The sequence below is a fragment of the Sphingomonas sp. R86521 genome (genome assembly GCF_042466235.1).
Taxonomy (GTDB): domain Bacteria; phylum Pseudomonadota; class Alphaproteobacteria; order Sphingomonadales; family Sphingomonadaceae; genus Sphingomonas.
On the sequence record NZ_JAXHBY010000001.1, the window covers coordinates 1,029,672 to 1,056,348 of the forward strand.

The 26,677-nt window shown below is 65.8% G+C and carries 20 protein-coding genes, 1 tRNA gene and 1 pseudogene; 10 read left to right on the top strand and 12 right to left on the bottom strand.

Annotation, left to right across the window (positions count from 1 at the left end):
* Window positions 1-7 precede the first annotated feature (7 nt).
* Window positions 8-3,454, bottom strand: a complete 3,447-nt coding sequence (locus SJY20_RS04865) for a carboxypeptidase regulatory-like domain-containing protein (RefSeq protein ID WP_380785468.1) — start codon at window positions 3,452-3,454, stop codon at window positions 8-10.
* A 174-nt stretch (window positions 3,455-3,628) separates the two neighbouring features.
* Window positions 3,629-5,782 (bottom strand): NAD-dependent DNA ligase LigA, encoded by a 2,154-nt coding sequence (ligA, locus tag SJY20_RS04870; RefSeq protein ID WP_380785469.1) that lies wholly within the window; start codon window positions 5,780-5,782, stop codon window positions 3,629-3,631.
* 102 nt (window positions 5,783-5,884) lie between these two features.
* Here ligA and SJY20_RS04875 point away from each other — a divergent pair, with 102 nt between their 5' ends.
* Window positions 5,885-6,859, top strand: coding sequence for an SDR family oxidoreductase (locus SJY20_RS04875; RefSeq protein WP_380785470.1), 975 nt, complete (start codon window positions 5,885-5,887; stop codon window positions 6,857-6,859).
* Between the two features lie 188 nt (window positions 6,860-7,047).
* Window positions 7,048-7,827 carry a class II aldolase/adducin family protein gene (locus tag SJY20_RS04880; RefSeq protein WP_380785471.1) on the top strand — a complete coding sequence of 260 codons (780 nt, stop codon included), beginning with the start codon at window positions 7,048-7,050 and terminating at the stop codon, window positions 7,825-7,827.
* 225 nt (window positions 7,828-8,052) lie between these two features.
* Here the strand turns inward: SJY20_RS04880 and recN are convergent, their stop codons facing one another.
* On the bottom strand, window positions 8,053-9,711 hold the full coding sequence (gene recN / locus SJY20_RS04885) for a DNA repair protein RecN (protein ID WP_380785472.1): 1,659 nt from the start codon (window positions 9,709-9,711) through the stop codon (window positions 8,053-8,055).
* A gap of 109 nt (window positions 9,712-9,820) precedes the next feature.
* Window positions 9,821-10,765 (bottom strand): outer membrane protein assembly factor BamD, encoded by a 945-nt coding sequence (locus tag SJY20_RS04890; RefSeq protein ID WP_380785473.1) that lies wholly within the window; start codon window positions 10,763-10,765, stop codon window positions 9,821-9,823.
* 152 nt (window positions 10,766-10,917) lie between these two features.
* Here SJY20_RS04890 and SJY20_RS04895 point away from each other — a divergent pair, with 152 nt between their 5' ends.
* Together SJY20_RS04895 and SJY20_RS04900 are read left to right on the top strand one after the other, a co-directional pair.
* Complete coding sequence (locus tag SJY20_RS04895) at window positions 10,918-11,742, top strand: class I mannose-6-phosphate isomerase (protein ID WP_380785474.1); 825 nt, start codon at window positions 10,918-10,920, stop codon at window positions 11,740-11,742.
* A gap of 274 nt (window positions 11,743-12,016) precedes the next feature.
* Window positions 12,017-13,222, top strand: a complete 1,206-nt coding sequence (locus SJY20_RS04900; protein WP_380785475.1) for a glycosyltransferase — start codon at window positions 12,017-12,019, stop codon at window positions 13,220-13,222.
* Here SJY20_RS04900 and SJY20_RS04905 read toward each other — a convergent pair.
* From SJY20_RS04905 to yajC, 4 genes are read right to left on the bottom strand one after another with little or no spacing between them, the layout of a single operon-like run.
* Entirely contained in the window at window positions 13,169-13,537 is a 369-nt protein-coding gene (locus SJY20_RS04905) for an Mth938-like domain-containing protein (RefSeq protein ID WP_380788568.1), read from the bottom strand. The two genes, SJY20_RS04900 and SJY20_RS04905, sit on opposite strands and share 54 nt — an antisense overlap.
* Window positions 13,538-13,556: 19 nt before the next feature.
* Window positions 13,557-14,525, bottom strand: a complete 969-nt coding sequence (gene secF, locus SJY20_RS04910; protein ID WP_380785476.1) for a protein translocase subunit SecF — start codon at window positions 14,523-14,525, stop codon at window positions 13,557-13,559.
* Between the two features lie 14 nt (window positions 14,526-14,539).
* A complete protein-coding gene (gene secD, locus SJY20_RS04915) occupies window positions 14,540-16,144 on the bottom strand; it encodes a protein translocase subunit SecD (protein WP_380785477.1) in 1,605 nt (534 codons plus the stop codon).
* The gene (gene yajC, locus SJY20_RS04920) at window positions 16,144-16,485 is read right to left on the bottom strand and encodes a preprotein translocase subunit YajC (RefSeq protein ID WP_380785478.1); all 342 of its coding nucleotides are present in this window, start codon (window positions 16,483-16,485) and stop codon (window positions 16,144-16,146) included. Before yajC ends, secD begins: the two co-directional genes overlap by 1 nt.
* A gap of 185 nt (window positions 16,486-16,670) precedes the next feature.
* Here yajC and SJY20_RS04925 point away from each other — a divergent pair.
* A tRNA-Pro gene (locus tag SJY20_RS04925) sits at window positions 16,671-16,747 on the top strand.
* A gap of 139 nt (window positions 16,748-16,886) precedes the next feature.
* Here the strand turns inward: SJY20_RS04925 and SJY20_RS04930 are convergent.
* Together SJY20_RS04930 and SJY20_RS04935 are read right to left on the bottom strand one after the other, a co-directional pair.
* Complete coding sequence (locus SJY20_RS04930; RefSeq protein WP_380788570.1) at window positions 16,887-17,159, bottom strand: DUF3768 domain-containing protein; 273 nt, start codon at window positions 17,157-17,159, stop codon at window positions 16,887-16,889.
* A gap of 39 nt (window positions 17,160-17,198) precedes the next feature.
* Window positions 17,199-17,956: pseudogene (locus SJY20_RS04935) on the bottom strand (IS3 family transposase); the annotation flags it as partial.
* Window positions 17,957-18,474: 518 nt separating this feature from the next.
* Between SJY20_RS04935 and SJY20_RS04940 the strand changes: the two are divergent.
* From SJY20_RS04940 to SJY20_RS04955, 4 genes are all read left to right on the top strand, one after another.
* On the top strand, window positions 18,475-21,384 hold the full coding sequence (locus SJY20_RS04940) for a TonB-dependent receptor domain-containing protein (protein WP_380785479.1): 2,910 nt from the start codon (window positions 18,475-18,477) through the stop codon (window positions 21,382-21,384).
* A 354-nt stretch (window positions 21,385-21,738) separates the two neighbouring features.
* Window positions 21,739-22,059: a DDE-type integrase/transposase/recombinase gene (locus SJY20_RS04945; RefSeq protein ID WP_380785480.1), complete on the top strand. Its 321-nt coding sequence runs from the start codon at window positions 21,739-21,741 to the stop codon at window positions 22,057-22,059.
* A 265-nt stretch (window positions 22,060-22,324) separates the two neighbouring features.
* Window positions 22,325-22,531 (top strand): molybdopterin-binding protein, encoded by a 207-nt coding sequence (locus tag SJY20_RS04950; RefSeq protein WP_380785481.1) that lies wholly within the window; start codon window positions 22,325-22,327, stop codon window positions 22,529-22,531.
* Window positions 22,532-22,620: 89 nt separating this feature from the next.
* Window positions 22,621-22,983, top strand: coding sequence for a winged helix-turn-helix domain-containing protein (locus tag SJY20_RS04955; RefSeq protein ID WP_380785482.1), 363 nt, complete (start codon window positions 22,621-22,623; stop codon window positions 22,981-22,983).
* On the opposite strand, the gene SJY20_RS04960 is transcribed toward SJY20_RS04955, so the two are convergent.
* Window positions 22,896-23,465, bottom strand: coding sequence for a hypothetical protein (locus tag SJY20_RS04960; protein ID WP_380785483.1), 570 nt, complete (start codon window positions 23,463-23,465; stop codon window positions 22,896-22,898). The genes SJY20_RS04955 and SJY20_RS04960 overlap by 88 nt on opposite strands.
* Before the next feature lie 108 nt (window positions 23,466-23,573).
* The gene (locus tag SJY20_RS04965; RefSeq protein ID WP_380785484.1) at window positions 23,574-24,089 is read right to left on the bottom strand and encodes a homogentisate 1,2-dioxygenase; all 516 of its coding nucleotides are present in this window, start codon (window positions 24,087-24,089) and stop codon (window positions 23,574-23,576) included.
* A gap of 96 nt (window positions 24,090-24,185) precedes the next feature.
* Here SJY20_RS04965 and SJY20_RS04970 point away from each other — a divergent pair, with 96 nt between their 5' ends.
* Window positions 24,186-26,588, top strand: a complete 2,403-nt coding sequence (locus tag SJY20_RS04970; protein ID WP_380785485.1) for a TonB-dependent receptor — start codon at window positions 24,186-24,188, stop codon at window positions 26,586-26,588.
* Window positions 26,589-26,677 lie beyond the last annotated feature (89 nt).

A 26,677-nucleotide genomic window follows, 5' to 3' on the forward strand; every position in this document is an offset into this window, starting at 1 on the left:
GCTGGCCTTAGAAGGTGAAGCGCGCGCCGATACGGATCGAGTAGAGCGACTGGTTCACGTAGACCTGATCGGCCTGCGGCGTGAAGGTCGCGCCGCCGCCGACCGGCGAGTAGCGATACTGCGCGCACGCCTGACCGACGGTGGTCGCGATCGTGCCGGCACCATCGGCATTGCCGGGGGTGGTCAGGCACTGCGCGCGGATCAGCGCCGTGTTGTACGGGAACACGTACTCGCGCTGCTGGCCCCAGTTCTTGTTGATGAAGTTGGTGAAGTTCTCGATGTCCGCGAACACCGTCACGCGCGAACCGCCGAGGAAGGTCGGGATTTCCTGCGCGACGTGAAGGTCGAGACGCGTGAACCACTTCGAGTGGAAGGCGTTACGCGGCGCGATCTGGCCACGATACTTCTTCAGGCTGGTCGCATCGATGAACTGGTTCACCGCGTTGCGGACGGCCGCGCTGCTGTACGAGACCTTCGCATCGTCGACCGTCGGTACGTACAGCAGGTAGCGGTTGCCACCGGTGCTGGAGTTCGAGCTGACACCCGTCGTGCCGAAGATCGATGCACGACCGCCGCCGTTGTTGCCGAAATCCTGGAACGTGTAGCTGAACGGATGGCCGACACGCGATTCACCGAACAGCGCGAAAGTGGTCTTGTAGTCCCCGAAGAACGCGTGGTCGTAGTTCACGCCGTACTTGAAGAAGTACTTAACCTGATCGTTCGAGATGCCGTAGGCAACGTTGTTCGGATCGGCGAACGCACCGTTCGAATAGTTCGAACCCGCGGTCGACGAGGTTGCCGGTGCGGCGTCCTTGACGTCCTGGTAGGTGAAGCTGGCGTTGATGCTCAGCCCCGAATCCCACGCCTTTTCGAGACGCGCGACCCCGATATAGGCGCGGCCCTTGTCGGTGTTGGTCAGCAGGATGTCGCTGCTGGTGTTGGTGCTGGCGGCACCACCATCGATCAGGTTCTGGTAACGCTGACGACCATCGGGGGTCAGCGAACCGGCGATCGGCACCGAACGGATGTCGGTGAAATACACCTGGTTGCGGACCTTCGAGTAGAGCAGGTCGGCACCGAACACCCAGTCGTCACCGAGGAACCCGAGGTTCGCGGTGTACTCACCGGTCAGCGTGGCGCGCCACTGCGACGGGATCTTGAAGTTCGGGTCGAGTGCGTTGACCGTCGAGTTCGCCGGAACCGAACCGCCCGTCAGGAACGTGTTGGCGGCGGCAGGAACTGCCGTGCCGGTCACGCCGGTCAGGAGCGCCGCAGCGGTCGACGCCTGGACGCCGGCGGCCGTACCGGTCGGGAAGCCGTTGAACCCGGTGACCGTACGGCTGACGCTGAACGAGTTGGTCAGCACGCCGGTGTTGGAGAAGCTGTTCGACACATAGACGTCGGGGGTGCCGCCGCCGAAGATGCCGCCGCCGCCGCGGATACTCACCCGCTGCGCAGGCTTCCAGTCGAAACCGGCGCGCGGCTGGAACAGGCCGAACCCGGAGATGTTGGCAGTGTTGTTGTTGATGTTGACGCGCTGGCCATTGACGATGGCGCCGTTCGCGTAGCGCGACTCGAACGCGGTGCTGAGCGCCGGATTGTCGTCCATTGCGTACAGGTCGTAGCGGGCGCCGTAGCTGAGGTTCAGCGTCGGGGTCACCTTCCACGAGTCCATCACGCCGAACGTGTAGCTCTGGTAGCCGAAGCTGGCAGCCGCCGCATTCGGATCGAGTGCCGGCAGGCCGTTGTTCGGGATGATCGCATTGCCATAGGCCAGCGAGCCCGCGAAGCGGTTCTGGAGGTCGGCGATCGAGTCGAAGTAATAGCTGCCCGAGCTGTTCTGCAGGAACGAGTTGAAGATCGAGACGCTCGACACTTCGCCGAACACGCGGACGTCATGATCGTTCATGGTCAGGCGCGCCTGGACCAGGCCACCCCAGGTCTCGGTCTTCAGCTGGTTGGTCTGGCGCGAGCTGTCGGGACCGAACGAGACGGTACCGGCATTGTTCTCGCAAGCCGACGGCGACACGGTGTTGGCGGCGGCCCCGGGGGCTGCGACCGTCGAGGTCGGGTTGGTGCAGACGCGGAACTGCGCGAAGCCACGGCCCATCAACGGGTCCTGGATACGCGTGTAGTTCTTGTAGAACCCGCGGACTTCGGTCGAGAAGTTGTCCGACCACTGCGAGTTCAGCTGTGCCACGCCGGTGTGCAGGCGGTTGCCCTGGATGTACGCGTTCGACGCCAGGCCAAGGCCGGTCGGCGCGGTCGGGAACGTGTTCTGCAGCAGGTTGATGGCGTCGTTGGCGTAGGTGTAGGTCAGCGACAGGCGCTGCGTATCCGACAGGTTGGCGTCGATCTTGGCGACGACGCGGTCGTCCTTGTCGCCGAGGTCGCGGAGCACGCCGCCGGTGTCATAGTTGTACACCGACTTGGCGATCGCGCTGATCTGGTCGACCTGCGCCTGGGTGATCCCGGGGATGCTGGTGCCGGCATTGTTGTCGGTCGGGCCTTCCGCGATCGGACGGCCGCCGCGCAGGCGCTCACCGGCGACCATGAAGAACAGCTTGTCCTTGATGATCGGGCCGGACAGCTCGGCGCCATAGTTCTCGGTCTTGAAGTTGGGGACGCTGACGCGAAGGTCCTTGGTCCGCTTGCCGACCCACTCGTCGCGCGACTGCGAATAGAAACCGGTGCCGTGGAAGTCGTTGGTGCCCGACTTCAGCACGATGTTGATCGCGCCGCCCTGGAAATTGCCCTGGCGGACATCGTACGGAGCGACCTGGGCTTGGAACTGGCCGATCGCATCGAGCGGGATCGGCGAACGACGGCTGGGAAGGCCATCGCTGTTCAGGCCGAAATTGTCGCTGACCGACACGCCGTCGACGGTGAAGCGGTTATAGCGTGCGTTCTGGCCGGCGAACGAAACCGAGCGGCCGCCCGAGGGGCTGTCGTCGAGGCGGGCGAACGGATCGCGGCGCTCGAGGTCGCGGATGTCGCGGTTCACGGTCGCGATGTTGGCGATCTGGCGGGCGTTGAGCACGGTCGTCGGACCCTGCGAGATCGACCGGGCGTTGGGGAGACGCGATGCGGTCACGACGACCTCGTCGGCGCTGCCCGTGGTGTCGGCGGCCAGCTCGACCGGCAGGTCGAACGCCTGCGCGACGGTGGTGTTGATGTCGGTGATCTGCGTGCTGCCGAAACCGGGCGCGCTGACCGAGACGGTGTAGGGGCCGCCGGCGCGCAGGCCGTTCAGGTTGAACGTGCCCGATTCGTTGGTCGTCGCGGTCGAGCGGGTACCCGTGTCGGGCGTCGTCACCACGACGGTGGCGCCAGCGACCGGTGCGCCGTTCGACGTAACCGTGCCGCGGATCGACGAGGTCGTCTCCTGCGCGCTCGCGGCCATCGGCGCGATCAGCGCAACCGCTGCCACGCCCAGAAATAGGTTGTTACGCATCTGAATAGTCCCCTTTGAGCATATGCTCGATGTCGGCTTCCCTTTGCCGTCAACCGCGCCCCTGCACGGGGAATATTTCACGTCTGTGACATACGCGAGTCGCAATTCCGCGGAACCGAGTTTGGCCGTGGTGCGTTGCAAAAAAACCACGGGTTTATCTGCGACTAGCGAGACCTATCCCGCTGCGTCCGCAACGATCTGCGCCCACTGCGCTTCATCGATCACCCGGATTCCCAGGTCTGCGGCCTTTTTCAGCTTCGACCCCGCACCGGGTCCGGCGATCACCATGTTGGTCTTCGCCGACACCGACGCAGCAACGCGCGCGCCCAATGCTTCGGCCTGCGCCTTGGCTTCGTCGCGGCTGAGCGTTTCGAGGCTGCCGGTGAACACCAGGGTCCAGCCGCTGACCTCCGACTCGCGCGTTTCATGGACGACGTCCTGTGGCGCGACCTCGCGCAACAGCTCGAAAACCACGCGGCGGTTGTGCGGTTCGGCGCAGAAGCCGACCAGCGCGCCGGCGACTTCCGGCCCGATCCCTGCGGTCTCGATCGCCGCCACCAGCACCTTGTCGCGGCGAAGCACGAACTTGCGGTCAGCCTCTCCGATCGCCGGCACGACCTGCGATCGCAGGAACACCGCATGCCGCAGCATCGCGCCCAATGCCCTTGCCGAGACATAACGGCGCGCCAGATCCCGCGCTGTAATCTCGCCGACATGGCGGATGCCGAGCGAGAACAGGAAGCGGTCGAGCGGGATGCGGCGCTTGTCCGCGATCGCCGCGATAACCTTGGCCGCCCACACCCGCCCGTCCTTTTTCCGCGCCGCCAGCTGCTCCTCGGTCAGGCGAAAGATGTCGGCCGGCGATTCGATCAGCCCGTCGCGGAAGAACGCCTCGATCAGCGTCTGCCCCAGCCCGCCGATATCGAAGGCGTGGCGCGAGGCGAAATGGATCAGCCGCTCGACCCGTTGCGCCGGGCAGATCAGCCCGCCGGTGCAGCGATACACGACCTCGCCCTCCTCGCGGTCGGCGGCCGATCCGCATTCGGGGCAGGTATGCGGGAAGACCCAGGGCGCGCGGTCCGGATCGGGGGTCAGGTTCTCGACGATCTGCGGGATCACGTCGCCGGCACGCTGGACCAACACGCGGTCGCCCGGCGCGACGCCCAGCCGCTCGATCTCGTCGGCATTGTGCAGCGTCGCGTTGGTGACGACGACGCCGCCGACCGTCACCGGCTCGAGCCGCGCGACCGGGGTCATCGCGCCGGTCCGCCCGACCTGGATATCGATCGCGCGGAGGATGGTTTGGGCGCGCTCGGCGGGGAATTTGTGCGCGATCGCCCAGCGCGGTGCCTTCGCCACCTGGCCCAGCCGCGTCTGCCAGTCGAGCCGGTCGACCTTGTAGACCACGCCGTCGATGTCGAACGGCAGGTCGGCGCGCGCCGCCTCGATCGCGCGGTAGGTAACGAGCGCCTCGGCGGTCCCCTCGATCCGGGCAAAGGCATCGGCGATCGGGAAACCCCATGCCTTGAGCGCCGCGACGACGCCGGCCTGCGTATCGGCGGGCATCGCGCTCGTCTCGCCCCAGCCATGCGCCAGGAACCGCAGCGGCCGGCTCGCGGTGACCTCGGGATCCTTTTGCCGCAGCGATCCCGCCGCGGCATTGCGCGGATTGGCGAACTGGCGAGCGTCCTTGCCGGTATCCTCGGCCTCCGCGAGCAGCCGGGCGTTGAGGGCAGCGAAGTCGGCCTTGGCCATATAGACTTCGCCGCGAACCTCGAACACCGCGGGCGCTTGGCCTTGGCGGGTGAGCAGGGTTTGCGGGATATCGCCGATGGTCCGTACATTCGCGGTCACATCCTCGCCGACCTGCCCGTCGCCGCGGGTTAGCGCCTGCACCAGCCGCCCATCCTCGTAGCGCAGCGAACAGGACAGCCCGTCGATCTTCGGTTCCGCGGTCAGCGCCACCGGCTCGTCGTCCGCCAGCTTCAGGAACCGGCGCACTCGCGCGACGAATTCCTCGACCTCCTCGTCCGCAAACGCGTTGTCGAGGCTCATCATCGCCTTGGCATGCGCGACCTTGGCCAGATGCCCCGCGGGCGCCGCGCCGACTGTGCGGCTCGGCGAATCGGCACGGACCAGCGCCGGGAAGGCGGCTTCGATCGCGGCGTTGCGGCGGACCAGAGCATCATAGGCCGCATCCGAAATCTCGGGTGCGTCGTCGGTGTGATAGCGGGCGTTGTGATACGCGATCTGTTCCGCGAGCGTCGCCAGTTCGGCGGCGGCCTGGGCCTCGGTTTCGGGGGACTCGTGGTCGGGTAGCGCGGTCATTCTGGCGGGGTAGGGGACAGCGAGGGCAAACCACAAGGGCACTGAACATCCGGGCGACTTAAGTGTTTAGCGGATAATCGTATTTTGTCCCGGAGCCCTGCCATGACCGAAGACACCAGCCGCCGCGATCTGTTCAAGGGCGCCGCCGTCGCGGGGCTCGCTGCTGCCGCCGCCCCCGCGTTCGCGCAGGGCGCGGCGCCATTGGTCGATCCGCAGACCAAATTCACGAAAACGCCGTTCCCCGAACAGCGCCAGAAATGGCCCGCGCTCCAGCGCGAGATGCACCCGGTCCCCGATTGCGGCGAGACCAGCTATCGCGGTTCGGGCCGGCTCGCCGGGCGCAAGGCGCTCGTCACCGGCGGCGATTCGGGGATCGGCCGCGCCACCGTGATCGGCTTCGCGCGCGAGGGCGCCGACGTGGCGATCAACTATTACCCCAGCGAAGAACCCGACGCGCAGGACGTCGCCAAGCTGCTCCGCGCCGAGGGGCGGAAGATCGTGCTGATCCCCGGCGACCTGACCGACGCCAAATTCTGCCGCGAACTCGCGCCGCGTGCGCACCGCGAGCTCGGTGGGCTCGACATCGTCGTCAACAACGCCGCGTATCAGCAGTCGAAGATGTCGATCGCGGAGATCACGCCCGAGCAGTTCGATCGGACGATGAGGACCAACGTCTATGCGATGTTCCACATCTGCCAGACCGCGATCCCGCTGCTCAAGCCCGGCGCCGCGATCATCAACACCGGGTCGGTCAATTCGGTCGCGCCCGAGGAGGAGCTGCTCGACTACGCCTCGACCAAGGGAGCGATCCTGATCTTCACCAAGGCGCTGGCGAAACAGCTCGGCAAGCAGGGTATCCGCGTCAACATGGTCGCGCCGGGCCCGATCTGGACCCCGCTCCAGGTCGCGGGCGGGCAGCTGCCGGGCAAGATGGCCGAGTTCGGGCAGGACACCCCGCTCGGCCGCGCCGGCCAGCCCGCCGAACTCGCCTCGCTCTACGTCACGCTGGCCGATCCGGGGTCGAGCTTCACCACCGGCAGCGCGTTCGGCGCGAATGGCGGCACCGGCGCACTTTGACGCCGCGCCCGTAAACTCGCCCTACCGTCATCCTGACGAAAGTCAGGACCCAGGGTTACAAACGCCAACGCTTGTAACCCTGGGTCCTGGGTCAAGCCCAGGATGACGAAGCGGGAAGGGCACGCGGCTCCCGCTTCAACGCCCAACCGCGCCGTGCTATGTCTCCAAAAAACATAAGGAGATGGATGATGGCAACCGCGCTCAAGCCGACCCCGACCGTCCGCGATCAGGTATCGCCGGAGGAATGGGCGCTCCGCGTCGATCTCGCCGCCGCCTACCGCCTCGTCGCGATGTACGGCTGGGACGACCTCATCTTCACGCACATTTCGGCACGCGTGGCGGGGCCCGAGCATCATTTCCTGATCAACCCGTACACCCACATGTTCGAGGAGATCACCGCATCGTCGCTGATCAAGATCGACATCGACGGCAACAAGGTCACCGACACCCCGGCACCGGTCAACCGCGCCGGGTTCGTGATCCATTCGGCGATCCACGCCGGGCGCGACGACGCGGTCGCGGTGCTGCACCTCCACACCCCGCACGGCCAGGCGGTGTCGGCGATGGCGGAGGGGTTGCTGCCGCACACCCAGACCGCGATGATCGCCGGGCACGACGTCGCGTATCACGACTTCGAGGGCATCGCGACCGAGCTCGACGAACGCGAGCGACTGGTCGCCGATCTCGGCACCCGGAACAGCATGATCCTGCGCAACCACGGCACGCTGACCGTCGGCGAATCGGTCCCGCAGGCGTTCCTGCGGATGTATTTCCTCGAACGCGCCTGCGAGGCGCAGGTGCTGATGCTCAGCGCCGGGCGGGCAGGGCTGAACAATCCCAACCAGGGCGTTGCGGAAAAGGTCGAGGGCCAGTCGAGCGGCCCGGGAATCCGGATGCTCGCCGAAGGTCTCGCCTGGCCGGCACTGTTGCGGAAACTTGACCGCGTGAACCCGGGCTATAGGGACTGACGCAGTCGTCACCCCAGCGGAGGCTGAGGTCCGCGTCCCCTCACACCGTCACCCCAGCGTAGGCTGGGGTCTCCCCGTTCGGGCCGCGGCCCCGCCCCAGGGAGATCCCAGCCTTCGCTGGGATGACGGGCGGGGGGCGTGGGATAACGGGGAGTTCAGTAGCGGCGGGACAGTCCTGAGGTCACGGCCGAATGCGCCGCCCCCCTTCAAACCCCCTCGTATCCCTCAAGCCGTCTCCAGCAACCGTTCCGCCTGCGCGCGCGCTTCGTCAGTGATCGACGCGCCGGACAGCATCCGCGCAATCTCCTCGCGTCGTTCCGCCTCGCTCAGCGCCCGCACACCGGTCCGCGTCACGGTCCCGTCGTTGCTCTTCGCGATCAGCAGGTGCTTCGCGCCACGTGCGGCGACCTGCGGGCTGTGCGTCACCACCAGCAGCTGCGTGGTCTGCGCCAGCCGCGCGAGGCGTTCGCCGATCGCGCTCGCCACCGCGCCGCCGACGCCGCGATCGATTTCGTCGAACACCATCGTCGACGCGCCGCCTTCCTCCGCCAGCGCCACCTTCAGCGCCAGGATAAATCGCGACAATTCGCCGCCGCTAGCGATCTTGGTCAGCCCCGCGAACGGCGCGCCGGGGTTGGTCGAGATCTCGAACTCGACGCGGTCCTTGCCCGCCGCCGACCATTCGTCGGTCTCCGCCACCACGGTGCGGAACCGCGCCGCATCCAGCTTCAGCGGCGCCAACTCGCCCGCCACCGCGACATCCAGCTTCGCCGCCGCCGCCTGACGCCGCGTGGTCAGTGCCGCCGTCGCCGCATCATACTCGCCCTGCGCCGCCTTCACCGCCGCCGCCAGCACCAGCACGCCGCCCTCGCCGGCATCGAGCCGCTCGAGCTTGGCGCGCATCTCGTCGGCCAGTGCCGCGAGGTCGTCGGGCTGCACGTGGTGCTTGCGCGCCATCGCCCGCAGTTCGAACAGCCGCGCCTCGTCGTCCTCCAGCGCGCGCGGATCGAACGACAGCCGCGCGCGGGCATCGCGCAGATGCTCCTCCGCCAGCGCACCCTCGATCACCGCGCGGTCGACTGCCGCCAGTGCCTCGCCGAGCGCGGCATGATCGCCCGCGATCCGCTCCAGCACGCGCGCCGCCTGGCGCAGCTTGGCCAGCCCGCCATCCGATCCTTCAAGATACTCGTCGATAGCGGCCAGGTCGTCGGCGATCTTCTCCGACCGCTGCATCGACCGCCGCGTCTCCGCGAGGGTCTCCTCCTCGCCGGGTTGCGGGCTGAGCGTCGTCAGTTCGCCGACGGTATGCTCCAGCCATTCCCGATCCCGCGCTGCCGCCTCGATTTCCGCGCGCGCCGTCGCCAGCTCGGCTTCGGCAGCACGCAGGACACTCCAGGCTCGCGCAACCGCCGCGGGTTCGGTCCGTCCAAAGATATCGAGCAGCGCGCGGTGGCCCCGCGGGTTGAGCAGCCCGCGCTCGTCATGCTGGCCGTGGATCTCGACCAGATGCGGCGCCATCTCGCGCAGCAGCCCCGCCGAGGCCGGCTGGTTGTTGACGAAGCCGCGGCTGCCGCCATCGGCCTTGACGATGCGGCGGATGATCAGCGGTTCGCCGGGCTCGATCTCCATCCCGTTGTCGTCGAGCAGCGCGGTCAGAGGCGCGTCGGCGCTGGGCGGATCGAACGTCGCGGTCACCACCGCTTGTGCCGCACCGTGCCGGACCAGCCCCGAATCACCACGCCCGCCCAGGGCCAGCCCCAGCGCATCGAGCAGGATCGACTTGCCCGCCCCGGTCTCGCCGGTCAGCACGCCGAGCCCGTCGCCGAACCCCAGGTCCAGCGCCTCGATCAACACCACGTCGCGAATGGAAAGTTCGGTCAGCATCGTGATGCCGCCATAGACGAACCGATCGGGGAAGTGATCCCCCTATGTTCCAACATACAAGGTGCCGCCGGTGAAAGCCGCACTCCCGCTTTCGCGGGAGAACGCCAGATCAGATCCCCGGACCCGTGTTCGACGGCTGGCCGCCCGACCCGACCGGGTTCGGCCGTGCTTCGCGACCCGCGGGTGCAGACGACGATGTCGGTTGTTGGTCGACCTCGACCGACACCGACGGCGTCCCCTTGGTGCCGACCGGAACCGGCTGCTCGCCCGGCTTCAGCGGCGCGACCGGCGTCATCGGATGCTTCTGCAGCAGATCGTAGGCATGCTTGTACCAGTCGGTACCCGGATAGTTGCGGCCGAGCACCGCGGCCGACTTCTCGGCCTCGACCGGCACGCCGAGCGCCAGATACGCCTCGGTCAGGCGCATCAGCGCTTCGGGGGTGTGCGTGGTCTGCTGATACTGGTCGATCACCGTGCGATACCGGCCCGACGCCGCCAGCCACTGGCGACGCGTCTCGTAGAAGCGGCCGATCTCCATCTCCTTGCCCGCGAGATGGTCGTTGACCAGGTCGACCTTCAGCCGCGCGTCCGATGCATAGCGCGTGTTCGGGTAGCGCCGCATCAACTCGCCGAGCGAATCGAGCGCCTGGCGCGTGATCTTCTGGTCGCGCGTCACGTCGGTGATCTGTTCGTAATAGCCGAGCGCGATCAGGTAATAGGCATAGGGAGCGTCGTGGTTGCCCGGGTGCACCGCCAGGAAGCGCTGCGCCGAGGCGATCGACGCGGTATAATCGCGACCCAGATAATAGCTGAACGCGCTCATGATCTGCGCGCGGCGTGCCCAGATCGAATAGGGATGCTGGCGCTCGACCTCGTCGAACAGCTGCGCCGCTTCCTTGTAGCGGCCCTGGTCGAGCCGGTTCTTCGCGGTCGAATACAGCGTGCCGACGTCGCGTGCGACATAGGGAAGGTCGCCCTTCGTACGCGAACTCGCGCAACCAGCAACGGGGAGCGCAAGCGCGGCGAGGAGCGTGACGACAAGCGCACGAGGCAACTTTGCACGAGACTGGGGGATACGCATCGAAGCTGTCCATAGCGTATGCAGGCTCGCGCGAACAATCCCTTTCGCGGGCCTTCACAGGCGGCGGATCGCACGGCAAAGCTGGTGCGTTGACGGCGTCACGTCAGGCTTCGAAAAGGACTCCCATGCCCGCCACCCTGCTCCACACGCACCGCGTCGAAAAGCCTTGGGGGCGCAGCACCTTGTGGCCCGGCTTCGACGATCCCGCGCCCGGTTCGCCGCCGATCGGCGAGGTCTGGTTCCAGGCTCCCGGCGACACCAAGCCCGACCTGCTGATCAAATATCTGTTCACCAGCGAGAAGCTGTCGGTGCAGGTCCATCCCGACGACAACCAGGCGCACGCCCGCGGCCTGCCGCGCGGCAAGGACGAATGCTGGACGGTGCTCGCCGCCGAACCGACCTCGACGATCGCGGTCGGGACCAAGGCGCCGATCTCGAAGGACGAGCTGCGCGCCTCGGCGATCGACGGTACGATCGAGGACAAGCTCGACTGGAAGCCGGTAAAGCCGGGCGACTTCATGTACTGCGCCTCCGACACCATCCACGCGATCGGCGGCGGGCTGACGGTGATCGAGGTCCAGCAGAACTCCGAGACCACCTATCGGCTGTACGATTACGGCAGCGACCGCGAACTGCATCTGGACGACGGCATCGCGGTCGCCGACCCGACCCCGTACGTCCCCGTCGCCCCCCCGGTCGAGGTCGAGACCGGCCGCACGATCATGGTCGAAGGCCCCAAATTCGTCCTCGAACGCTGGAAGGGCGGCGAGCACGTCGTCAACCTGCCCGAGGGCAAGACCGGCTGGGTGATCCCGATCACCGGCTCGGGCTCGGTCGCCGACGTCGCGTTCAAGGCGGGCGAGTGCGTCACCGTGACGGGCAGCGAATCGGTGGAGACGAGCGCGGACGCGGACGTGCTGTTCGCGTATCCGGGGACCGCGCGGATCTGAGGGCAGCCGCGCCTATCCCGTTCTCCCGCGAAAGCGGGAGCCCAGGGTTCCGAACGACGGCGCCCGCGACCCTGGGCCCCCGCTTTCGCGGGGGAACAATATGCTTGGGTTCCGCACCACCCCGGCGAAGGCCGAGGCCCAATTGGGAAGGTCCCAGTGGCGACGCGCAGCGCCGGTTGCCGCGGTCGCCCAATTGGGCCCCGGCCTTCGCCGGGGTGGTGAAGGGGGCGGTGAAAACCACGCCAGCTTAACCATTCCCAGCTACATCCCCAGCATGCTCCGCGTCCTGACCTTGTCCACGTTGTTCCCCGACGCCACCCGCCGCAATTTCGGCGTCTTCGTCGAGCGCCAGACCCTTGGCCTCGCCGCGCACCCGGATGTTGACCTCCGGGCCGTCGCCCCGATCGGACTGCTTCCAGGACCCCTACGCTATCTCCCCGGCCGCAGTGCCCTGACCACGCTCCCTGCCCAGGAAGTCTGGAAAGGCATCCCGGTCCACCGCCCGCGCTTTACCGCCTGGCCGATGACCGCCGGCCGCCACCACGCCCGCGCCCTCGAACGCGCGCTCATCCCCGTTCTCGACGCGATCCGCGCCGACTTCGCGTTCGACGTCATCGACGCCTCGTTCTTCTTCCCCGACGGCCCCGCCGCTATCGCACTCGGCCGGCGCTACGGCGTCCCGGTCTCGATCAAGGCGCGCGGTGCAGATATCCACCATTGGGGTCGCAACCCCGCCACCGCAGCACAGGTCCGCGCGGCAGGGCAGGGGGCCGATGGGCTCCTCGCGGTCAGCGACGCGATGGCCGACGACATGATCGCGCTCGGCATGCCCGCCGATCGCATCCGCGTCCACGCGACCGGGGTCGACCAGGACCGCTTCGCCCCCGTCGACCGCAACCGCGCCAAGACGCTGCTGGGGATCAGCGGTCCCCTCATCGTGTCGGTCGGAGCACTGATCCCGCGCAAGGGGCATGACGTGGTGATCGAGGCGGTCGCGGCGCTGCCCGGCGTGTCGCTGCGGATCGCCGGTGCCGGACCCGATCTCGCCCGGCTCGAGGCGCTGGTCGCGCATACCGGTGCCGCGGACCGCATCCGCCTGCTCGGCAGCGTCCCGCACGCCGACATCCCCGATCTGATCGCGGCCGCCGACGTGATGGCGCTGGCGTCGTCGTCGGAGGGGCTCGCCAATGCCTGGGTCGAGGCGCTCGCCAGCGGCACGCCGATCGTGATCACTGATGCTGGTGGTGCGCGCGAAGTGGTAACGTCTCCGGATGCCGGCCGCATCGCCGCGCGTACGCCCGCTGCGTTTGCCGCCGCGATCAGCGACCTGTTGCAGGCCCCGCCGTCAACGGCTGCAACCCGCGCGACCGCGGCCCGCTTCACCTGGGAGGCAAACACCGCCGCGCTCTATGCGCATCTGTCGGGATTAGTCCGCGAACGGGTAGAGCGCGCCGGCGATCCAGCGCCCTTCGCCGCGTAGCACGCTCCACGCGCGCGCCGCGGCGCGGCTGTCCATCGCCTCGATCCCGATCCCGCGCGCTTCCATCGCCTTGCGGAATGCCAGCGGGGGGTGCCGAAGCGTCGCCCCGGTGCCGAGCAGCACGAACTCGGGCGCAGGATCCAGCACGAACAGCGCGGCCACATCGGCTTCAGTTAGCGCGGAAAGCGCCGGCGGCACCCATCCGTCCGCACGCTCCGGCGTCATCAGCAGCGCCGCATAATAGCCGTCGTCGACCTTGAACCCGCCATGCCCGAACGCCGAGATGATCGGCCCGTCGGTCTTCTCGCGGTCCATCCTCACCGGGCAGATCGCATCAACGCGGAGTCCGCGGACCGACGCGTTCGGCACCGTCGGCGGCGGTCGCCTTGCCCGGTGCCGGATCGGCGCGCAGCCCCAGCGTGATCAGCAGCGACGACGACACATAGATCGACGAATAGGTGCCGACGACGATGCCCAGGATCATCGCCGCGGTGAAGCCGCGGAGCACGTGGCCACCGAGCACCAGCATCGCCAGCAGCGCGAGCAGGATCGTCACCGACGTCATCACGGTGCGTGGCAGCGTTTCGTTCACCGAAAGGTCGATGATCTCGCGCATGTCCATTTTCCGGTACCGGCGCATGTTCTCGCGGATACGATCGTCGATCACGATCTTGTCGTTGATCGAATACGAGATAATCGTCAGCACCGCGGCGACGATGTTGAGGTCGAACTCGAACTGCGTCAGCGCGAAGAAGCCGAGCGTCATCAACAGATCGTGGACGATCGCGACGACCGTCGACACGCCGAACTGCCACTCGAACCGCACCACTGCGAACAGCGCGATGCCGAGGATCGCGAGCCCGACCGCGAGCAGCCCCTTGCTGATCAGCTCGTCCGAAACTTTCCCGGAAATCGTGTCGTATTTCGAGAAGGTCGCGCCGGGAAATTTAACGGCGAGGTCGTCCGAAACCTTCTTCACCAGGCGGTTGGTCGCGCCTTCGTCGGTGCTGTTGGGGATCGGCAGGCGGATCGACAGTGTCTTGGGGTCGCTGAACGACTGGATCGACGCTTCGCCGACGCCCAGCCGGTCGACCTCGGTACGGACCTGGTCGATCGACGGCGGAATCGCGAACTTCTCCTCGATCAGCACGCCGCCGACGAAATCGACGCCCATGTTGAGCCCGCGGGTAAAGACCAGCCCGACCGCGAGGATCGACAATGCCAGGGTCAAGCCGAACGCCCAGTTGCGCAGCGATACGAACTTGAGGTTGGTGTTGTCGGGTACGAGTTTCAGCAGGCGCATGGTTATCTCCCGCCTCAAATATTGATCGTGGTCGGGCGGGTCTTGCGCAACCACAACGCGACCATCATCCGGGTGAACAGCACGGCGGTGAACACCGAGGTGCAGATCCCGATCAGCAGCACGACCGCGAAGCCCTTGACCGGGCCCGAGCCGAGCAACAGCATGATCACGCCGGTGATCCCGTGGGTCACGTTCGCCTCGAAGATCGTCCGCGATGCTTCCTTGTAGCCGAGCTCGACCGACTGGATTACGCTGCGACCCCGCCTGCGTTCCTCGCGGATACGCTCGTTGATCAGCACGTTGGCATCCACCGCGGTCCCGATCGTCAGCACGAAGCCGGCGATGCCGGGCAGCGTCAGCGTCGCGTTGAGCATCGCCATGACCGCGACGATCACCAAGATGTTGATGACCACGGCCAGGTTCGCATAGACCCCGAACCGGCCATAGGTGACGAACATGAACACGATCACCAGCACCGCGGCGATCACGCTGGCGAGCACGCCGGCGCGGATCGAATCCTTGCCGAGGTCGGGGCTGACGGTACTCTCGGCGATCACCTTCAGCGCGACCGGCAGCTTGCCCGAGCGCAGTGCGATCGCGAGTTCGTTCGCCGACTGGACGGTGAAGTTGCCCGAGATGGACGCACGCCCGCCGAGGATCGGTTCGTTGATGTTGGGCGCCGAGATCACCGAATTGTCGAGGATGATCGCGAACGGCTTGTTGGTGTTCTCGGTGGTGACCTTGGCGAAGCGACGCCCCCCGACCGCGTCGAAGGTGATCGCCACCTGCGGTGCGTTCGACTGCTGCTCGAACTCCTGGCGCGCGTCCGCCAGCTGGTCGCCCGAGATGATCACCGATCGCTTGACCGCGATGAACGGGACGCCGCGCGGGTTGCCCGGATAGGGCAGCACCTGGCTGCCGATCGGGGCGATGCCCTTGGCGAGGTCGGCGGGGTTCGCGGTCTCGTCGACCAGCTTGAATTCGAGCTTGGCGGTCTTGCCGAGCAGGTCCTTCAGCGCCTGCGGGTTCTGCAGGCCCGGCACCTGGACGACGATCCGCGTCGCGCCCTGGCGGACGATCGTCGGCTCCTTGGTGCCGAGTTCGTCGATACGCCGGCGCACGACCTCGGTCGCGTCCTTCATCGCGGTGTCGATCGCCTGCGTCAGGCCCGCTTCGGTCGGCTTGAGTACGAACCGGCTGGTGTCGACGACCGCGATATCCCATTCGCGCTGGCCGCTCATCCCGGCGCCGCCGCCGGTGATCGCCAGCAACCGCTCGCGTGCCGCGTCGACCTGCGAGGGGTCACGCAGCAGGAACGACAGCTGGCCGTTCCGCGACGAGATATCGCCGATGTCGATCCGCGGCGTGCCGTTGCGCATCGTGCCGGCAACGCTGTCGCGCATCACTTCCAGGCGCGAATTCGCAAGGTCGGCGGTGTCCGCCTCGAGCAGCAGATAGCTGCCGCCCGCCAGGTCGAGCCCCAGGTTGATCCGCGGATGCGGGATCGCGCCCCATTTGCTGGTGCTCGATTCGGGGAAGAAGCTCGGGATCGCAAGCGCGCAGAGCACGGCCAGCAGGCCGATGATCGACGCCACCTTCCAGCGCGGAAAATCCAGCATCAGTCGTTGGCCGGCTTCGTGTTCGGGCTGGTGATGTCGGTCAACGTCGCCTTGACGACCCGCACGCGGATGTTCGGCGCGATCTCGACCTCGACGACGTTATCCTCGACCTTGGTGACCTTGCCCAGGATGCCGCCGGCGGTGACGACGCTGTCGTTCTTCTTCACTGCCGCGACCGACGCCTGCAGCGTCTTCATCCGCTTTTGCTGCGGACGGATCATCAGGAAATAGAACACCACGAAGACGAGGAACAGCGGCGCGAGGCTCAGGAACGACGCGATCCCGCCCCCGGCTGCGGACGCGCCGTCGGCGGCTTGGGCAAAGGCTGGTGCAATGAACATGGCGTTCCGTATCTGAAAGGAAGGATCCAGGTGACCCGCACCCGCATGGGCCGCCCGCTATCACCGCGCGACGCCGCGTGCAACCGGAGCGGGGTGCGCGGGCCTCCGTGCAGCCCAAACCGCCCCCAATCCCGCATCCAGCGCTTGCATCTCCGCCAACACCCGCGTAGGGCGCGCGGCTCGGTCGGGGCGTAGCGCAGCCTGGTAGCGCATCACACTGGGGGTGTGGGGGTCGCAGGTTCGAATCCTGTCGCCCCGACCAACTATTATTCGGGCTTTTCAATGGGCTCGGACAGCGTGTTGTACCAGCAACCCGCCGTCACCGATCCGCTAGCAAGCACGAGCGACGAGTTACGTGTTCAGGGCCTGCAGGCGGCATCGGCGGGTTTCGATCCCACGGGTTAGTACTCGTAGGCCATCATGATCGTGAGAACCCACGTCTTGACCGCGGGATCGGCAGCGTGGGGTGAACCATGACGACGGTTGCGGCCATAGTGGTCGATCTTCCCGATTAGGCGCTCACCGGCGACCATCTGGACGCCGAAATTTATGCTCTTCAAAGGATCGTTGTCGGGGCTGAAGCAGTTGAAATCCCGAACCGCAGTTAGCGCTGCTCTACACCAGCTTGACCAATCGCTCGCACGCCGGCGGTGACGCAGATGATGCTTGCGCATGCATAGCGCCGCAGTCCATCTTTCAGTTCGCGTACCCGTCGACGTCGGTCTGAATAGCAACGACAATCCCACCACGCGACGGGAGTAGAGGTCAAGCACGACCGCCAGGTAGCGAAGCCTTCCATCGTACGGATATAAGTGATGTCCGTCACCCGGGCGCGATCAGCTTGCGGCACGTCGAACTGGCGATCCAACGCGTTGGCAACAACGGCCGAAGGCCTTCCGCCTGGGCGCCGCTTGTAGCCGATCTGCGCCTTGATGCCTGCTAGGTTGGTCAGGCGGGCAACGCGATTGCGTCAACAGGTCTCGCCCTGATCGAGCAGATCGTCGTGCAACTTTCGATACCCATAGACCTTGCCGCTGTCGCTCCAGGCCTGCCGGATCAATGCAATCTGCCGAGCATCTTCTTGCGCTCGCCGGCTCAGCGGCGCTTTGCGCCAGGCATAGAAACCGCTGGGCTGGATCGTCAGGCACCGGCACATCGCGCGGACGCCAAACTGGTTCTGATGCTCAGCGACAAAGACGTATCTCACTTGGCATCCCTGGCGAAATACGCGGTGGCTTTTTTAGATCGCTCGCTCCTCGGTCACCCGAGCCAACTCGCGCTTCAACTGGCGAACCTCGGCGTCCTAATTGGCATCGCCCGACGCCACCTTCGCAAACTGCTGCTTCCACGCATACAGCGAGTGCGGGCTGACGCCGAGGCGCTGCGAAACCTCCGCTACCGGGTAACCCCACTTCGTGATCTGCACCACTGCGGCACGCTTGAACTCATCGCTGAAATTGGACTTCCTCATCGTCACCCTGTCGTCAAAATTAGGATTGAAGGCGTCCAGAAATCTAGGGGCTATTCAGCCATGACGTCCCGACCGCCGAAGATCATCCGGCGGATCAGGGGCGTGATCTGCGATGCGCTGAAATTCGGTGTAGGCTTGCTGGCGTCACCGAGACGGGGCATCTTATCACCGCTTAACGAAATCCCCACTGCTGCAATATTGCTCTCCAGCTGGTTTTGCCGCGTCGCGCCTATTAGCGTGGAAGTGCCTATTAGCGTGGAAGTAATGCCCGGACGGGCCATCACCTATGCCAAGGCGGTCTGCGCTGGGGGACGGTCGAGTTCGGCGGCGACAGCGTTAAGCCCGTCGAGGCGCCTATCGCAATTGTAGCTGTCGCTGTGTTGCAACAGTGTGACACGAAAATAAGTCCATAACCGGGTTGCAACTCTGGAACGGCTTGTTTGCGGTCCAATTGACTGATTGTCTCACGTCGTGATGCGTGCCGCAGGTCTGCGGCCAAATGTTCAGGGGGACATATGATGCGCGAGACCAAGCTTCTCTATTCGGGGATCGCCGTTGCGGCGATGAGCATCGCCTTGGTGAGCGCACCTGCCTTTGCGCAGGACGCGAATGGGCAGGGCGGTGGCGTTCAGGAAACCGGCGCGGTGTTGACCCAGGCGACCCAGCCCGGAGAGCCGGGCGAGGAGATCGTGGTCACCGGATCGCGCATCCGTCGCGACCCGCTCGAACAGACTTCGCCGGTGATCACCCTCGACGACGCGGCGATCCAGCGGACCGGCCTGACTTCGGTCGCTGATGTCCTGCAACGCCTGCCGAGCGCATCGGGCGGGCTCAACACCAAAGTCAACAACTCGGGCAATCTCGGCAACCCGCCCGACGGCGGTGGCGTCGGCGCGGGTGCGGCAGAGATCGACCTGCGCTACCTGAGCGCCAAGCGGACGCTCGTGCTGGTCGACGGCCTGCGCTACGTCAACGGCACGAGCGGCAGCGGCATCCCTTCGACGGTCGATCTCAACACCATCCCCGCCAGCATGATCGACCGGATCGAGGTGCTCCAGGCCGGCGCGTCGCCGCTATACGGGTCGGACGCCATCGCGGGCGTGGTCAACGTCATCACCAAGCAGCGGCAGGAGGGGCTTCGACTGTCGGGCCAGTTCGGTACGTTCCGCGCGGGCGATGGCCATACCTACAACCTCGATGCGAGCTATGGCATCCAGAGCCGGGGCAGCGGCACCAGCGTGGTGTTCGGCGCCAGCTATGTTAACCAGAAGGCCGTGCGCTCGGGCGATCGCAAGATCTCGCAATTCCCCAACCCGGGGCAGACCGCTTGTACCGACCCGGTCGGCGGGTGCAGCAGCGCCGCGGTCAATGGCCGCTTCCTGACGAGCTTTGGCAACCAGACGATCAGTGGGCCGCCCGATGCGACCCCAACGCGTGCCGAACTGCGGCCGTTCACTGCCGCGGACCGGTTCAATTTCGCGCCGTTCAACTACCTGCTCACGCCATCCGAGCGTTACGGCGCGTGGATGAGCTTCCGGCAGGAGCTTGGCGGCGGCACCAACCTGCGCGTGAAGACCTCGTACAACCGACGCAATTCGCAGAACCAGGCCGCGTTCGAACCGCTGTTCATCGGCCCCGATGCAGGGAACGGTGCGGGCAGCCTGTTCGACACGCTCAGCATCGACCGGACCAATCCGTTCAACCCCTACGGCGTGACGCTCGAGTCCGGGGTCAATTCGGACGGCACCCTCAACGGCCGGACCGCCAACTATTCCTTCATCGCCCGCCGTCTGGTCGAGGCGGGGCAGCGGACCTTCAACCAGCAGGTCGATACCTTCGCGGGGACTGCCACGCTCGACGGTTCGTTCAACGTCGGCGCCCGCAAATTCTACTGGGATGCCAATGCAGCGCTGGGCCTCAATGATGCGCACCAGAGCTTTACCGGCAACGTGCGCGCCGATCTGGTCGCGCTGGCGATCGGGCCGGTAGCCAATTGCACCGGCGGGTGCGTGCCATTGAACCTGTTCGGCGGGGCCGGTTCGATCACGCCCGCGATGCTCAACTACATCGGCTTCACCGAACGCGACAAGAGCGACCAGCACCTCTGGGACTATACCCTCAACGTCAGCGGCGAGCTGTTCGACCTGCCCGGTGGCGCGGTCGCGGTCGCAATCGGTTACGAACATCGCATCCAGAGCGCGAGCTTCACGCCCGATCCGATCGTTTCCGCCGGTCTTGGCGCGGACATCCCCGCGCAGCCAGCCGGTGGTCGCTACAACTCGGACGAAGTCTATGCCGAACTCCGCGTCCCGCTGTTGAAGGACGTTCCGTTCTTCGCCTCGCTCGAGGTCGACGGCGCGGTGCGGCATGCGAACTATTCGCTGAGCGGCAGCAGCACGACCTATACCGGCACCGGCCTGTGGAAGCCGGTCGCGGATCTCTTGATCCGCGGGTCGTACACCACCGGTTTCCGCGCACCGAGCCTGGGCGAGCTGTTCGGCGGCCGGTCGCGTTTCGATCTGCCAGTCACCGATCCGTGTTCGAGCGCATCGACCGGCCAGTTCCAGACCAACGCGACGGTCCGCGCCAACTGCGTCGCGGACGGCGTCCCCGCCAATGGCAGCTATGCCGAGGATCCGGGCCAGCTGCCCGTGCTGACGCAGGGCAACCGCAATCTCAGTCCCGAAAAGTCGCGTAATATCACCGCGGGGATCGTCTATGCGCCGCAATGGGCGCGCAACGGCGGCTTCGCGAGCCTGTTCAACGTCGAGGCCAATTACTACGACATCCGCGTCCGTCAGGCGATCGCTGCATTCGACCCCAACGTGACGCTCAACAACTGCGCGCTGAGGGGCGATGCGGCAAGCTGCGCACTGGTGGTGCGGACCGCGAACGGCTTCATCAACCAGATCACCGGTACGCTGCAGAACCTCGACAGCATTCACACCCGCGGCATCGATCTTACCGCGAACTACCGTACGCCCGAGACGGGCATCGGCAGCTTCGGCGTTTCGCTCAATGCGACACGGCTGCTGAAGTACGTGCTGTCGGCGTCGAACGGCTTCGTCGTACTCGACCGCAAGGGCACCGAGCGGGGCAGCCCCGACCAGGCGTTCCCGAAGTACAAGGGCAACGCGACGATCGACTGGCAGTCGGGCTGGTTCGGCGCCTCGTTCACCGGCCGCTACATCGACGGCGTCGTCGAAAGCGGGGCCGACAACCGGCTGAACAGCCGCTTCTACGGCGATGTCCAGCTCCGCCTGACGCCGTTGTTCATGGGCAAGCGCTTCGGCATCTCCGCCGGCGTCAACAATGTGTTCAACTCCGATCCGCCGGCCTGCATCACCTGCAGCCTCAACAACTTCGATCCAACGACCTACGATGTCCCCGGCCAGTTCGGCTATCTGAAGCTCACCGTCGGGCTATGACAAGCATCGGGCCGGCCATGCGCCGGCCCGGGCATAGCCAATGATTGAAACCTCCGCTTCCATAAGTGAGCCGTTTCTCGAATTGGGTACTTATTCACCCTGACATACCGGTAGAACGTAGCATGACGTAAGTCGTGAAGTGGTTAAATTCTAACCTGCAACGGAGAAGCCGCTCGCCGCGGCGACCTGACCTGCGCCCTTAATCCGGCATGTCAGACAAAGTGCACCGATAATTAGCGAGGGTGGGTATGGGCCGCATCTGCCCCGCCCGCGCAAACCTGCCGTCCGTTTCGCTAATTCATCTCGTCACCGGCAGTGGCACCTGGACGAGATGTACGTGAAGATCGAGGCAAGATGCGCTACCCGTCGCGCGCCGTCGATCACGAGGGCGAAGTGCTCCAATCCTTCGTCACCGTGACCCGAAACCAGGTTGCCGCTCTCACGTTCATGCGGCAAGCACTGAAGCGGCACGGAAGCCCCTGCGATCATCACGACCGATGGCCTACGATTTACAAAGCCGCGATGAACGAGCTGGGCAATGCCGAGCGGCAGGAGGTATGTCTCTGGGCCAATAACGGGTCGAGAACTCGCACCTACCATTCCGATGACGAGGGTGCCATGTCGCGCTTCCGACAGATGAAGACCTTGCAAAAGCTCGCCTCTGTCCACGCATGATTCAACAACCACTTCGACATCGAAACGCCACCTCATTGATCAGCCCAGCTACAAGGAACGGCGCTCCGCCGCCCTAGCGGAGTGGCGATGCCTCGCAAGCTGAAACCGCTCCGCGGCAATAGCTTTGTATGGGAGGGACGAGTTCGACTTTATTTGACACCTCCGGCGCGACGCTTTCTCCGCTAAGTTCGGTTTCGAGAACGTCGGATGGGGGCCTGTAGCGAACGCGCTTCCCCCCAATCCCCGCATTCGATAAAGCGGCTGCATGAAAATCAGCGCACGCAATCAGATTTCCGGTCGGGTGACCAGCATCCGTCCGGGGGCCGTGAACGGGTCGGTCAAGGTCGACATCGGCAACGGTGTCATCATTACCGCCAACATCACCGAAGAGGCGATAGCCGACCTGGAACTGGGTGAAGGCGATCAGGTGACCGTGTTCGTCAAGGCAAGCGACGTCCTGATTGGAAAATGATGTGCGGGTCGGTTCGGATATCCACGAAGCGACTCGACATCGACCGGGGCTAGCAGCCGCGGATCGCGCTTTCGGCCGGGAGCGCCCACGTGGCGATTGATGGCCCGCTGAAGGTCAACGTCCAGCTACTCCGCGGATCCGATCCAGCGATTGGACCGGGCAAGGCGCTGGTCCTCGACGCGATCGCACGCACGGGCTCGATCTCGGCGGCCGGTCGGGATCTCAAGATGAGCTATCGGCGCATCTGGCTGCTCGTCGATAGCCTTAACCAAGCCTGGATCGAGCCGCTGGTCGAGACCCGCGTCGGCGGTGGCAAGACCGGCGGTGCGCAGTTGACGCCGTTCGGCGAGGACGTGCTCGCCAGCTACCGGGGAATCGAGGCGCGCATGGTTGCTGCAGCCGCGGGCGCAGATTTCGACCGGTTGATCGCCGCCATCAAGCCGGAAGACTGACGCGCGGCGTCACCGCGTCGCGTCCGCCACCCCGCCGTCGCCCGCTCCGCGCGGGATGCGACGGATGACCACCGGCAGTTGGCCGAGCAGAATGGCCTGGACTTTTCGATCCTCTCTAGCACCGTGTCCGCCGGGCGCTCGCCCATGTCGGCAAGAAAGCGGACATACTGTGCTGACCAAACCGGCGAGATCGCTCCTGGTTCATGCTCGATCTTCATGCGCTGCCATGCGCGATAGGTGCCGTTGTGGCGCTGCCGTGCGCGATGACCATGGTCGGTCAGGCGCGCGGCGCTGATCTCGCGGTGCAGGCAGCCGCAACTCGCGGTGCTGCCCGACCTGACATTGCCACCCGCTGCTACGACTTCGTTTCCGCAATCGCAGGCGAAAAGCCAATGCGCGTGGCCGCTGCGGCTTTTGTGCGCGAAACGGACGCCGACCAGGCGACCATAGCGCAGTCCCGTCATGTCGATCCTGATCTTCATGCCCTTACCCGTCCGTCGATAGACCATCTATATCTCAACGGATATAATTGTCGATCCGGGATAAGGTTCATCGCTGGGGCGTTCGATGGTCGACCTCGTGACCGCTCGTCACTTCAGCCTGACGACCATCAACGGCAGCGTCGCACCGCCGTTGCCCGCGACTTGCAGCAGGTAGCGGCCCGGCGCGAGATCGAAATCGACCATTTTGCGGACGCCCGTGCAGTCCGGTCCGTGCGCATGCGCCACCGACGTGACGGACGTTGTACCGCTCAGAACGTCGATCCAAGCCGAAGAGCCTAGTGCAACACGGTACCGACCCGCCGTCTGGACCGAGAACGCAAACATCCCGCCGCTGCTCGCCGGTTCACCGGGTTTGTGCGGCGGGACGGCGTAGGTGACCTGCAGCGTCGGCAGCAACGTAGCCGTTACGCCGGACCCAAGCGCCACGGTGGTGGCCGTACTGACGGTGCCGCCTGCGCGAACCGGTTGTCGGCGGCCCCATCCTTCCAAGCCGCTGGGCAGCGGGACCGGTGTCGACGGGCATGCGACCGCTGAATGGTCCATCGAGGGCATTGCCTGCGGACCGGAAGCAAGCGCGAGCAGTGAAATCAGCGGGGTGGCCAACAAGGTCTTTTCCTATCGGTTGATGGCTGTATATGGCCGGATATAGACTCGGCGTAACGTGCGATAGTCGCGTGCCGGTCGACAAGGGGAATTCCGATGCGTTACCTGCTTTGCGCCGTCAGCCTTATCGCGCTTGCTACTCCTGCGTTCGCGCAGGATCGGGCGGGGCTCCAGGCTACTCCGTCGGCCGAGACCGCCGCCTTCGCGGACGAGGACAAGGCCGCACTGCCGGAGATCACCGTCACGGCTCGCCGTCGTGCAGAAGACGCGCAGCGCATTCCGGGCTCGCTGTCCGTGGTTGGCGGCGCGCTGCTCGACCGGTCCTATACGGTCAACACGCAGCAACTGTCGCAGCTGGTACCGACGCTCAACTACAGCTCGGCCAACCCCCGCAATACCGCCTTCACGATCCGCGGCCTGGGCAGCAGCGTCGTCGCGGTCAGCCAGGCCAATGACGGGCTGGAGCCGGGCGTCGGCTTCTATGTCGACCAGGTCTACCACGCCCGTCCCGCGACCGCGGCGTTCGACTTCAGCGACATCGGCCAGGTCGAGGTTCTGCGCGGGCCGCAGGGCACCCTGTTCGGCAAGAACAGCACGGCTGGCGCGATCAACATCACCACCCGCGCCCCCACCTTCACGCCGGAAGCGAGCGAGGAGATTTCGATCGGCAGCTTCAACTTCGTCCAGGTCAGGGCGGCCGCATCGGGTCCGATCAGCGATACGCTGGCGTTCCGCGTATCGGGCGTGTCGACACGCCGCGACGGCGTCATCGACAATGTCCGCACCGGCCGGGACCAGAACCAGATCGGCAACCAAGCGGTCCGCGGGCAGCTGCTGTTCAAGCCGTCCGAGATGTTCCAGGTGAAGCTCAGCGCCGACTTCACCAACTTCCAGAGCAACTGCTGCACGCAGGTCTATTACCGCGTCGCCACCCGCGATGTCGCGCGCACCGCCACGCGGCAGTTCGCCGGACCGACCGGCCTTGCCGCACAGTTCAACTACACGCCGCCCAGCACCAACGCCTATGACCGCGTGACCGATATCGATGCGCCGCTCGGCGTCGATACCAACGAAGGCGGCGTCGCGGCGATCGCGGACTGGACCCTCGGCGGCGCCACGCTGACCTCGGTCAGCGCATGGCGCTTCTGGAACTGGGATGCGGCCAACGATCGCGACTATACCGGCATCCCGATCCAGATCGAACAGCACATCCCGTCGCGCCAGGACCAGTATAGCCAGGAACTCCGGCTCGCCTCCAATGGCGACCACGCGATCAGCTATGTCGGCGGTCTGTATTTCTTTCGCCAGCGCGTCGTCGGACGGCCGATCTCGATCTACGGTCCGGCCGCCGCGCGCTACCTGATCGGCACGACGACAGGCGCAAACGCCACCCCGGTGCCCGCCAACCTGCTCGACGGCTATGGCACCGATGGCCGCACCGATTTCCAGTCGAACAGCTATGCGGCGTTCGGCGAGGTCAACTGGCGCCTGGTCGATCGCCTCACCCTAACCGGCGGTCTGCGCTATACCTATGAGCACAAGACCGGCACCTACGACACGTTCGTGTTCGGCGGACCCGCGATCACCAACACCGCGCTGATCAACGCCCAGCTCTCGATTCTGCGCGGCCAGACCTATGCCGCGCAGGTCGATGACGGCGCCCTGACCGGTCGCACCAACATCGCGTGGCAGGTGACCGACGCCGTGCTTGGTTATGCGAGCTATGCGCGCGGCGAGAAGTCGGGTGGCATCAACATGTCCGGCCTGCCGCTGAACGATCAGAATTTGCCAGCGATCGGCACCGCCGTCGTCCGGCCGGAGAAGAACACCGCCTATGAGGTCGGCGTGAAGACCCGCCTGTTCGACAACCGGCTGACCTTCAACATCGACGGCTTCTACACCCGCGTCACCGACTTCCAAACCAACGTCAGCGATACGCGCGCCGCGGCGGCGCTGCGCACCTACCTCGCCAACATCCCGCGCGTGACGGTAAAGGGCGTCGAGGCGGACGCCGCTGCGGCGGTCACGCGCGAACTGTCCTTGCGCGCCTCGGTCGCCTATGCCGATGGCAAGTACGCCCGCTACCCTGCCGGCCCATGCCCGATCGAGCTGATCGGCAACACCGTGGCCCCCTGCAACCTGAGCGGAACGGGCCTGCCGGGTCTGCCGAAATGGTCGTACACCGTTGGCGGCGACTATCTCCGCCCGGTTGCGGCGCTTGGCGGCAGCGTGTTCGCGCATGCCGATGCAAACCATCGCAGCAAGCAGTTCGGCGACCCGACCGGCTCGCGCTTCACGACGATCGGCAGCTATACGGTCGTCAACGGCAGCGTCGGCTATCGCAGCGACAAGGGCTGGGAGCTCGCGGTCTTCGCCCGCAACCTGTTCGATCGCGACTATATTCAGAACGTCACGATCCAGGCCGGCAATTCCGGGCTAATCCTCGCCACGCCAAGCGATCCGCGTACGATAGGGGTGACGTTCCGGGCGCATCAATAGGGACGGATGCGCGGAAACGGGTGGCGCCTAAGGCGAAGAAAACGGCGCTCGATGCTCCAGCCTAAGTTGCGAACGGTCCGCAATACTTC